2 protein-coding genes and 1 pseudogene are annotated in these 1,244 nt (G+C 70.0%); all 3 read right to left on the bottom strand.

From position 1 onward, the window contains the following. The coding region (locus MEICH_RS30560) for a GNAT family N-acetyltransferase (RefSeq protein WP_420804457.1) at positions 1–283 on the bottom strand (283 nt) is incomplete at its 3' end. Then, a pseudogene (locus tag MEICH_RS30635) lies at positions 177–407 on the bottom strand (transposase family protein); the annotation flags it as partial. The gene MEICH_RS30560 and the pseudogene MEICH_RS30635, both read right to left, overlap by 107 nt. A gap of 31 nt (positions 408–438) precedes the next feature. After that, a partial coding sequence (locus MEICH_RS23420; protein WP_051303878.1) for a Gfo/Idh/MocA family protein occupies positions 439–1,244 on the bottom strand: 806 nt, incomplete at its 5' end.

Below are 1,244 nucleotides of genomic sequence, written 5' to 3'. Positions count from 1 at the left end.
GGTGGGTGTAGCCCTCGAGCAGCAGGTCGCGCTCGTAGCGCATCCCTGCCTTCTCGGCCACGCGGACCGAGGCCAGGTTGTGCGGGTCGATCTGGGCGACCACGCGCCGCAGCCGTAGGGTATGGAGCGCGTAGGCCAGGAGCGCCGTGACCGCCTCGCTGGCGACCCAGCGCTTGCGGGTCCAAGCGGCGGATGAGCTGGGCGATTGAGCTGCGTCCTGGGGCCTTGCGCAAGCCCAGGGGCTTACACAGGAAGGGATTGGCTTGGGCAAAGCGGGCCACACCCCGCAGGGAGTCCACCCGGCACACAAAGGCCACCAGCACCAATGCCACCACCCCCCACAGCGGATAGCGCCGGTTCTGGTAGCGTGGATCGTCCAATGAGGCTAAGGCTTCGCGTAAGTTCATGCCTCTATCTAGCCTCAACCCTGAATAACGGTCAAGTCTGGGTGCCCCAGCGGGTCTCGTACTTGGAGAGGCCGTAGGCGTAGCGGCAGACCGTGACCGAGTGCTCGTCCACCTCCAGGCCCTCGCCGCCCCAGGCGGTGGTGGTGACCTCGAGCGGGGCCCTGCCGCCGTGGAACCAGGTGCCCAGCGTCACGCCGTAGCCCAGGTAGTCCAGCAGCGAGCCCCCGCCCGCCGCGCGCTTGTACCACCAGGAGTGGGGCTTCTCGCGCCGCACCTCCTCCTCCGTGACCTCCACCTTGTCGGCGCGGTGGTAGAGGGGCCCGCGGTTGCCGTCGTAGAAGTGCACCTCGAGCACCTCCCCGATGGCCCCCTCGTCCAGCAGCCGCTTGGCGGTGCGGTGGGCGGGGTACCAGGCCAGGGGCCAGTTGATCACCAGGCGCTTGCCGCTGTTTTCCACCGCCCGGATCATGCGGTCGGCGTCGGGGAGTGAGGCGGCGAAGGGCTTCTCCACCAGCACGTGCACGCCGTAGGGGGCCACCCACTCCACGTAGTCGGCGTGCCGGGCGGTGCTGGGGCAGAGGATCACCACGTCGGGCGCGGTGGCCTCGAGGCACTCACGGAAGTCGGTGAAGACCCGCTCGCGCGGGATGGCGAAGTTGGCGACGGCCCCCTCCATGCGCCCGGGGTCCTCGTCGGCGATGCCCACGATCTCGGCGTTGGGGTGGGCGTGGGCCAGCCGCAGCAGGTCGCCCATGTGCATGTGGTCGAAGTTGACGCCCGCGATCCTCCAGGTCTTCGCCATCACCGGCCCCCCGCCGCCGCGCCCGGCCGCCCGGC

Origin of the sequence: Calidithermus chliarophilus DSM 9957 (assembly GCF_000430045.1) — a bacterium.
GTDB classification, from domain to species: domain Bacteria; phylum Deinococcota; class Deinococci; order Deinococcales; family Thermaceae; genus Calidithermus; species Calidithermus chliarophilus.
Note: the sequence above shows the minus strand (reverse complement) of the source record. Positions and strands in the feature narration are given on the sequence as shown.